The following is a 7,739-nucleotide window of genomic DNA, read 5'->3' as shown; positions in this document are numbered from 1 at the left end:
ACCCCCAAACCCCCCGGAGTCCATCCCAACCGAACCAAACCGGAACCCAAGCACGACCAAGCCCAACCGGACCAAAAGCCCGCCAACCCAACCCAACCAAACCGACCAACCGAACCATCACCACTCGACTGCAGTGTGATAAACGAAACCGCAGGTCGAGGGATGACACGGAGCCACACCGCACCCACCCCTCGCCATCCCGGAGACCTGCCCGCCGGCGAGCACCCCACACCGCCCCGAACCGCCAACACCACGCCGCAGATTGCCAACACGACGCCGCGAATTGCTGACACGACGCCGCAGATTGCTGACACGGCGCCGCAGGACGCTGACACGGCGACGCGAAATCGCCGCGCCCCCACGTCACCGGACCACAACAACCCCCCGAGGATCGGAAGAAACCAACTCCCCGACAACGACACCCCCGTCGATCTCCCCGGCAACCAGCAACCCGCCGGATGTCTGTGCGTCGGCAAGCATCAAAGCCATGTCGGAATCAACCCCGGAGATGTCGGCGTCGGGAGCAACCCAGTCGAGATTCCGCCGACTCCCACCAGGCACATACCCGTCCCGCAACGCCTCCCAAGCCCCGTCGATGAACGGGACGGCGGCAGAGTCGAGGACGGCGGTGACGCCGCTGGCGCGGGCGAGTTTGTAGACGTGGCCGAGGAGCCCGAATCCGGTGACGTCGGTGCCGCAGCGGATGCCGGCGGCGACGGCGCGGCGTGCGGCGGTGTCGTTGAGGGTGGTCATGACGGCGACGGCTTCCTCGGACCGTTCGCCGGTGGCTTTGTGGCGGGCGTTGAGGACGCCGAGTCCGAGCGGTTTGGTCAACGACAGCGGCACGCCGGCGGTGCCGGTGTCGTTGCGCAGGAGCGTGTCGGGGTCGCCGAGGCCGGTGACGGCGAGTCCGTACTTGGGTTCGGGGTCGTCGACGCTGTGTCCGCCGGCGAGATGGCAGCCCGCGGTGCGGCAGACGTCGGCGCCGCCGCGCAGGACCTCGCCGGCGAGTTCGGGCGGCAGCTGATCCCGCGGCCAGCACAGGAGGTTGAGCGCGAGCACGGGGTCGGCGCCCATGGCGTAGATGTCGGACAGGGCGTTGGTGGCGGCGATGCGTCCCCAGTCGTAGGCGTCGTCGACGACGGGGGTGAAGAAGTCGGTGGTGGACACGAGCGCGCGGTCGCCGTCGATACGGACCGCGGCGGCGTCGTCGCCGGTGTCGAGTCCGACGAGGAGTTCCCCGGCGCCGACGGGCGGCGGTCCGGCGCTCACGCCACGGACCATCTCCTCGAGTTCTCCGGGCGGGATCTTGCAGGCGCAGCCGCCGCCGTGGGCGTACTGGGTGAGGCGAGTCGTCATGCCGTCCCATCCTGCCTGTGCATTCGCCGGTCGTCCTTGCGAAGATGATCGGCATGTCGGCGAGGACGGGGTCGTTGCGGGGGCGCGGGATGCGCCGCCGGGGACCCGGCGCGCCGGCACAGGGAGGCGCGTCCGGTCTGGTGAGCGGCCCGGTCTTCAAAACCGAGGAACGGCAGACCCTGTCGTTGGCGGGTTCGATTCCCGTTCGCCTCCGCGAGTGTCGGTCGGCGGGGGGTGCGCGGTGACCGATCCACGACGGCGCATCCCCGCCACCGACCGCCTGCTGGCCGACCCGCGGCTCGCCAAGGCGGCCGACCTGCTGGGCCGGGACCTCGTGAAGGCGGCGATCGTCGCTGCGCAGGAACGTGCGCGGGCCGGCGAGATCGCCCCCGAGGAGGTCGCCGACGCCGCCGATGCCGCGTTGGCGGGCCGTTCGGCCTCGTCGCTCCGGCCGGTCGTGAACGCCACGGGCGTGCTCGTGCACACCAACCTGGGCCGGGCCCCGCTGTCACCGGCCGCGGTCGAGGCGGTGCGCGGCGCGGCCGGTCACACGGACGTCGAGTTCGACCTCGAGACGGGCACGCGCGGCCGCCGTGGGCGGGGCGCACTCGCCGCGTTGGCCGAGGCCGTGCCGGCGGCCGGTGGGGTGCACGTGGTCAACAACAACGCCGCCGCCCTCGTGGTGTGTGCGTTGACCTTGGCGCCCGGCAAGGAGATCGTCCTCAGCAGGGGCGAGCTGGTGGAGATCGGCGACGGGTTCCGGATCCCGGAGTTGCTGGCCGCGACGGGCGCGCGCCTGCGCGAGGTGGGCACGACGAACCGCACGACGGTGGCCGACTATGCCGAGGCGATCGGCCCGGACACGGGTTTCGTGCTGAAGGTCCACCCGTCGAACTTCGTCGTCAGCGGCTTCACGTCCGCGGCGTCGGTCGCCGAGCTGGCGGCACTCGAGGTCCCCGTGGTCGTCGACATCGGCTCCGGGCTTCTCCGTCCGCATCCGCTGTTGCCCGACGAACCCGACGCCACCACGGCGTTGCGGGACGGCGCGGCGCTGGTGACGGCCAGCGGCGACAAGCTCCTCGGCGGTCCGCAGGCCGGGCTGTTGCTGGGGGAGCAGGCCCTGGTGGAGCGGCTGCGGCGGCATCCGCTCGCGCGGGCGTTGCGCGTGGACAAGCTGACGTCCGCGGCCCTGGAGGCGACCCTGCGCGGACCGGCTCCGCCCGTGGCGGCCGCGCTGGACGCCGACGTCGCCGACCTGACCGCGCGCGCCGACCGGATGGCCACCCAACTGCGGGGCCGCGGGATCGACGCGCGGGCGGTGTCGTCGGTCGCGGCCGTCGGCGGCGGCGGGGCGCCGGGCGTCGAACTGCCCAGCGCAGCCGTCGCCCTGCCGGAGGACCATGCCGCCGCCCTGCGCACAGGGCGCCCGGCCGTCGTGGGCCGGGTCGAGCGGGGGCGGTGTCTGCTGGACCTGCGCACGGTGGACGCCGACGACGACCGCACCGTCGTCGACGCCGTGCTGCGTGCGGGAGACGGGCCACGGCGATGCACGTCGTAGCGACGGCGGGTCACGTCGACCACGGCAAGTCGACGCTCGTGCGGCGGCTCACCGGCATGGAGCCCGATCGGCTCGAGGAGGAACGCCGCCGCGGCCTGACCATCGAACTCGGGTTCGCCTGGACCGAGCTCGAGCCCGCGGAGCCGGCCGAACCCGCCGGGTGGGACGGGACGCTCGCGTTCGTCGACGTGCCGGGCCACGAACGGTTCGTGCCGAACATGTTGGCCGGCGCCGGTCCGGTGCCCGCGGTGTTGTTCGTCGTCGCCGCCGACGACGGGTGGCAGGCGCAGTCGGACGAGCACCTCGCGGCGCTCGACGCGTTCGGCGTCCGGCACGGCCTGCTCGTGGTGACCAAGGCCGACCGCGCGGACCCCGAGCCCGTACTCGCCGACGCCCGCCGGCGGATCGCCGCGACGAGCCTGGGCGAGGTGCCGGCCGTGACGGTCAGCGCCGCGACCGGCGACGGTGTCGACGCGCTGCGGACGCGGCTTGCCGAGCTGGTGCGCGCGTTGCCCTCGCCGGACCGGGACGCCGACGTGCGGCTGTGGGCCGACCGCGTGTTCACCGTCCGCGGCGCGGGCACCGTCGTCACCGGCACGCTCGGGGCCGGGCGGGTCGCGGTGGGCGACCAGCTGGAACTGGCCACCTCGGGCACGCGGGCGACGGTGCGCGGTCTGCAGACGCTCGGCTCGTCCTGTTCGGACGTCGACGCGGTGGCGCGGGTGGCGGTGAACCTCCGCGGGGTCGACCGCGCCGAGGTGCGCCGCGGCGACGCGCTGCTGACACCGCGGGCCTGGCGCCCGGCGCGCGAACTCGACGTGCGGATCCGGGGTGCGAAGGCGGGTGAACTGCACCGGGAGCTCGTGCTGCATCTCGGCGCCGCGGCCGTGGCTTGCCGGGTGCGCCCGCTCGGTGACGACACCGCCCGCCTGAGCCTCACCGCCGCGCTGCCGCTGCGCTGTGGGGACACCGGCCTGCTGCGTGATCCGGGTCGGCATCGGGTTCCCGCCGGCATCGAGGTGCTCGACCCCGACCCGCCCGCGCTCCGCCGGCGAGGCGCCGCGCGGCAGCGGGCGGCCGACCTCGACAGTGCCGGTCTCGACAGTTCCGGTCTGAACAGCGCTGATCCGGCGGCGGCGTATCTGCGCCGCCGCGGCGTGGTCGAGCGGGCCGAACTGCGGGCCCGCGGCTTCGGCGTCACCGGCCGGACGGTGGGCGAGTGGGTGGTCGACGAGACGTTCCTGGCCGAGCTTCCCGCCCGCGCCCGGCAGCGGTTCGACGCGTTCACCGCGGCCGAGCCCCTCGTCGCGGGCATGCCCGTGGACGCGCTGCGCCGGGAGCTCGGCGTGCCGGCCGCGCTGGTGCCGCGTGCCGTCGAGGGCACCGGACTCGAGGTCCACGACGGACTCGTCTCGGCGCCGGGCGGGGCGACGACCCTGCCCGAGCACGTCGACCGGGCGGTGCGGCGCATCGAGGGCTGGTTGGCGGACGAGCCGTTCGACGCACCCGATGCCGACGAGCTCGCCGACCTCGGACTCGGTCCCCGGGAGCTGGCCGCCGCGGAGCGGGCCGGCCGGCTGGTGCGCATCACCGACACGATCGTGCTCGCCGCCGGGGCGCCCGAGCGCGCCGCGGAGGTCCTGGCCGGACTCGACGCGCCGTTCACCGTCAGCGCGGCGCGCCGGGCCCTCGGCACGACCCGCAGGGTCGCCGTGCCGCTGTTGGAGCGACTGGACGCCGCCGGTGTCACATGCCGCCTGGCCGACGGAACCCGCGAACTGCGCTGAGGTCGCTCACAGCACCCCGCGCGGGCGGAACTGGATGCTGATGCGCGGACCGACCGCCTGGGAGCTCTTGGGGATCGCGTGCTCCCAGGTGCGCTGGCACGAACCACCCATGACGATCAGGTCGCCGTGGCCCAGTCCGTACCGGACGGTGGGACCGCCGCCGCGCGGACGCAGCAGCAGGGGCCGCGCCTCACCGACCGACAGGATGGCGACCATGGTGTCCTCGGCCTTGCCGCGGCCGATCGTGTCGCCGTGCCAGGCGACGCTGTCGTTGCCGTTGCGGTAGAAGCACAGTCCCGCTGTGCGGAACGGTTCGCCGAGCTCCGCCTCGTAGTGCCGGGAGAGTCGGTCGCGCGCCGTGGTCAGCACCGGATGGGGGAGTGGATGGTGCTCGTCGTAGAAGCTGAGCAGTCGCGGGACGTCGACCGTGCGGTCGTACATCCGCCTGCGTTCGGCCCGCCACGGCACCTCGGCGGCGAGCACGTCGAACAGCGCATGGGCGCCCGTCACCCAGCCCGGGAGGACGTCCACCCAGGCGCCGTCGCCGAGATCCGTCCGGCGCAGCCCGTCGAGCTGCCGCACGGCAGGCGTCCCGGCGGCGCCGGTGTCGTCGGTGCTGTCCGTGCCGGTATCGAAGAGCGAGCCCTGGAGTGCCACGTTCATGTGTTCGAGCATAACGGGGATCGAACACATGTTCCAGTATGGTCACGTCCGCGTGTACACCACGTTCAGCGGGGTCCCTGGGGGACGTGGCTCGCCTACAATCGGGGACATGCATCGACCTCGACCCGTGACCGAGGTCCCCGACGTGGTCGGGCTCGGAGCGGAGGACGCCTGTGACATCGTCCGCAGGGCCGGACTGGTGCCCGTCGGTCCGGACGGTGCGGACGCGCCCGAGAGCGGAGTCGTGTCGACCCAGCGGCCGATCGGCGCCGCCGGTGCCGAGGAGGGCGCGAAGGTGGTGCTCTGGACCCATCCGGGGCGCGACGCCGCCGAGGTGCTGGTGGGGCCGAGTCCCACGGAGAGCGCCGACCTCAGACCCGTCTGACGAGTCCGTCCGTTTCGGACGTTCGTGGCCCGCGGGGCGGACATTGCCGTTGCCCCACAGTTCTTTTCGGTGTGTTTCGGTGCCGGGTCGCCGGGTACCACGAAGAAATGACGATGGCGCAGGACGCGAGCGAGGCCACCGGGGATCTGCCGGGTCCGGTCCGGATCGTGTCGGACGCCGGGGGTGCAGGGGACGTCGGAAGCGCCGCGAACGGCGCCGGTGATGTCACCGCGGAGCGCTGGTTGTCCGGTCGGGGCTGGCGGGTGCGCGTGCTGACGTCGTATCCGGTGCCCTCGACGCGGCCGGACGTCGAACCGTGCGTCCCGCATCCACGGGGTCCCGGTGGCCTCGCCGAATCCGCCGAGCCCGCCGAGTACATGGAGCCTGCCGGGTCGGCCGAGGTTCGCGAACTGCACAGCCTCGCCGATGTGGTGCGTTTCGTGTGCGCGGGCTGTCTCGAATGGTGCGAGGCGACCCTCGTGGCGGTGCGGCGCCGCTGTCTCGTCTGTCCCGGATGCTTCGCGGTGCAGGTCACCGGCCGTGGACCGGTCACCTACCACCGGCCACGGACACGGTGGCGCGACTCAGTGACGGCGATGCGGCGGCGGTGAGCAGGTAGGCCGCCAGGTCGGCGCGGGAGATCGTGAACGCGCCGCGGACGTTGCCGTCCGTGCGAGTGGCGACCGTGCCCGTGCGCGTGCCCTCGGTCAGGCGCGGGGGCCGCACGATCGTCCAATCGACCTCGGCCGAGTCCCGCACGATCGCCTCCATGGCGCGCATGTCGTCGAACTCGTGCCGCAGGACGCGGCCCAGCAGCGGCTTGACCAGCAGGCGGACGGGCAGGCTGTCGCCGTCGGTGAACGCACCGCTGGCGCTGACGACGACGAACCGGCCGCCGCCTGTCTTGCGGATCGCTGCGCACGCGGCGCGGGCACCGTCGGCCGTGACGGTCGTGGGCCCCTTGGTGCGCGAGCCGAGCGCGGAGATCACGGCATCGCGGTCCCGGAGGTGCTCGGCGAGATCGGCCGTATCGGTGGCCGATCCGGTGACCACGGTGAGCCGACTGTGGGGTTCGACCGCCAGGCGCTTCGGGTCGCGCACGACGGCGGTGACGTCGTGGCCGTCGTCGAGAGCCTGTCGAACCACGTGGACGCCGGTGCCGCCGGTGGCCCCGAGAACGGTGATGCGCATGGCGTGCCTCCTGGGGTGAGTGCTCACTTACCACTAGGGTGAGTAAGTATTCACCAACCTGTCAAACCCGGCGGCTGAGGGGCTCTCAGGTCGGGGCGTCGGGGTCGAACGAGCACAGGGAGTGCAGCCATGGCGACGCGGGACGACATCCTCGAGGCGGCGGCGTCCGTGATGCGCGAACGCGGCTACGCCCACGCCACGACGAAGGAGATCGCGCGCGCAGCCGGCTTCTCGGAAGCGTTGTTGTACAAGCACTTCCGCGACAAGACCGAGATCTTCGTCGCCGTCCTGACCGAGCGACTGCCGGGGCTGTCGGTGTTGCAGGCGCTGCCCGACCGGGTGGGTCGCGGTGCGGTGCGGGCCACGCTCGTCGAGGTCGCGCAGGCGGCCCTCGGGTTCTACGCGGCGACGTTCCCGATCGCCGTGTCGGTCTTCTCGTCGCGGGCACTGCTGGAGGCGCACCGCCGGCGGCTCGCCGAACTCGGTGCGGGCGGGCCCGGGGTTCCGCGCCGCGAGCTCGCCGCCTATCTGCGTGCCGAACAGGAGCAGGGAAGGCTCGCACGCGCGGCCGACCCGGACGCCGGCGCCGCGCTGCTGTTGGGGGCGTGCTTCCAGGCGGCGATGCTGGGCGCATTCGAGGGCGGCACCGACCACGACGGCACCGAGAACGAGGCTGCCGAGAACGACGCTGCTGCCAAGGACGCCGCCGAGCGCGGCGTGGAACATCAGGCGACGGCCGAACGTCTCGTGGACACGCTCCTGGCCAGCTGGCTCCCGGCAGATGTATAACGACCTA

At 73.1% G+C, this 7,739-nt stretch carries 8 protein-coding genes and 1 tRNA gene; 6 read left to right on the top strand and 3 right to left on the bottom strand.

Annotated elements, in window-relative coordinates; genetic code table 11:
* Positions 1 to 363: 363 nt before the first annotated feature.
* On the bottom strand, positions 364 to 1,359 hold the full coding sequence (gene selD, locus BJF85_RS01605; protein WP_075845438.1) for a selenide, water dikinase SelD: 996 nt from the start codon (positions 1,357 to 1,359) through the stop codon (positions 364 to 366).
* Positions 1,360 to 1,481: 122 nt separating this feature from the next.
* Here selD and BJF85_RS01600 point away from each other — a divergent pair.
* The 3 genes from BJF85_RS01600 (at position 1,482) to selB (ending at position 4,704) form a co-directional block, all read left to right on the top strand.
* Positions 1,482 to 1,573: transfer RNA gene (locus BJF85_RS01600), tRNA-Sec, on the top strand.
* A 27-nt stretch (positions 1,574 to 1,600) separates the two neighbouring features.
* Positions 1,601 to 2,917 carry an L-seryl-tRNA(Sec) selenium transferase gene (gene selA / locus BJF85_RS01595; RefSeq protein ID WP_075845463.1) on the top strand — a complete coding sequence of 439 codons (1,317 nt, stop codon included), beginning with the start codon at positions 1,601 to 1,603 and terminating at the stop codon, positions 2,915 to 2,917.
* Positions 2,905 to 4,704, top strand: a complete 1,800-nt coding sequence (gene selB, locus BJF85_RS01590) for a selenocysteine-specific translation elongation factor (RefSeq protein WP_075845437.1) — start codon at positions 2,905 to 2,907, stop codon at positions 4,702 to 4,704. Before selA ends, selB begins: the two co-directional genes overlap by 13 nt.
* 6 nt (positions 4,705 to 4,710) lie before the next feature.
* On the opposite strand, the gene BJF85_RS01585 is transcribed toward selB, so the two are convergent.
* Positions 4,711 to 5,367 (bottom strand): alpha-ketoglutarate-dependent dioxygenase AlkB, encoded by a 657-nt coding sequence (locus BJF85_RS01585; protein ID WP_075845462.1) that lies wholly within the window; start codon positions 5,365 to 5,367, stop codon positions 4,711 to 4,713.
* A gap of 109 nt (positions 5,368 to 5,476) precedes the next feature.
* Between BJF85_RS01585 and BJF85_RS01580 the strand changes: the two genes are divergently transcribed.
* Together BJF85_RS01580 and BJF85_RS01575 are read left to right on the top strand one after the other, a co-directional pair.
* Complete coding sequence (locus BJF85_RS01580) at positions 5,477 to 5,752, top strand: PASTA domain-containing protein (protein ID WP_075845436.1); 276 nt, start codon at positions 5,477 to 5,479, stop codon at positions 5,750 to 5,752.
* 113 nt (positions 5,753 to 5,865) lie between these two features.
* Complete coding sequence (locus BJF85_RS01575; RefSeq protein WP_139320411.1) at positions 5,866 to 6,363, top strand: hypothetical protein; 498 nt, start codon at positions 5,866 to 5,868, stop codon at positions 6,361 to 6,363.
* Here the strand turns inward: BJF85_RS01575 and BJF85_RS01570 are convergent.
* Entirely contained in the window at positions 6,302 to 6,943 is a 642-nt protein-coding gene (locus tag BJF85_RS01570; protein ID WP_075845434.1) for an NAD(P)-dependent oxidoreductase, read from the bottom strand. The genes BJF85_RS01575 and BJF85_RS01570 overlap by 62 nt on opposite strands.
* A 129-nt stretch (positions 6,944 to 7,072) precedes the next feature.
* Between BJF85_RS01570 and BJF85_RS01565 the strand changes: the two genes are divergently transcribed.
* Complete coding sequence (locus BJF85_RS01565; RefSeq protein WP_075845433.1) at positions 7,073 to 7,732, top strand: TetR/AcrR family transcriptional regulator; 660 nt, start codon at positions 7,073 to 7,075, stop codon at positions 7,730 to 7,732.
* The last annotated feature ends 7 nt before the right edge of the window (positions 7,733 to 7,739 follow it).

Source organism: Saccharomonospora sp. CUA-673 (assembly GCF_001942305.1).
Classification (GTDB): Bacteria; Actinomycetota; Actinomycetes; order Mycobacteriales; family Pseudonocardiaceae; genus Prauserella.
This window is presented reverse-complemented; position numbering and strand designations above follow the sequence as displayed.

Bases quoted from the DNA above. Each gene is read 5' to 3' on its own strand.
- BJF85_RS01570 (WP_075845434.1), bottom strand. From the start codon at position 6,943: ATGCGCATCACCGTTCTCGGGGCCACCGGCGGCACCGGCGTCCACGTG.
- selB (WP_075845437.1), top strand. From the start codon at position 2,905: ATGCACGTCGTAGCGACGGCGGGTCACGTCGACCACGGCAAGTCGACG.
- selD (WP_075845438.1), bottom strand. From the start codon at position 1,359: ATGACGACTCGCCTCACCCAGTACGCCCACGGCGGCGGCTGCGCCTGC.
- BJF85_RS01575 (WP_139320411.1), top strand. From the start codon at position 5,866: ATGGCGCAGGACGCGAGCGAGGCCACCGGGGATCTGCCGGGTCCGGTC.
- BJF85_RS01585 (WP_075845462.1), bottom strand. From the start codon at position 5,367: ATGAACGTGGCACTCCAGGGCTCGCTCTTCGATACCGGCACGGACAGC.
- BJF85_RS01580 (WP_075845436.1), top strand. From the start codon at position 5,477: ATGCATCGACCTCGACCCGTGACCGAGGTCCCCGACGTGGTCGGGCTC.
- BJF85_RS01565 (WP_075845433.1), top strand. From the start codon at position 7,073: ATGGCGACGCGGGACGACATCCTCGAGGCGGCGGCGTCCGTGATGCGC.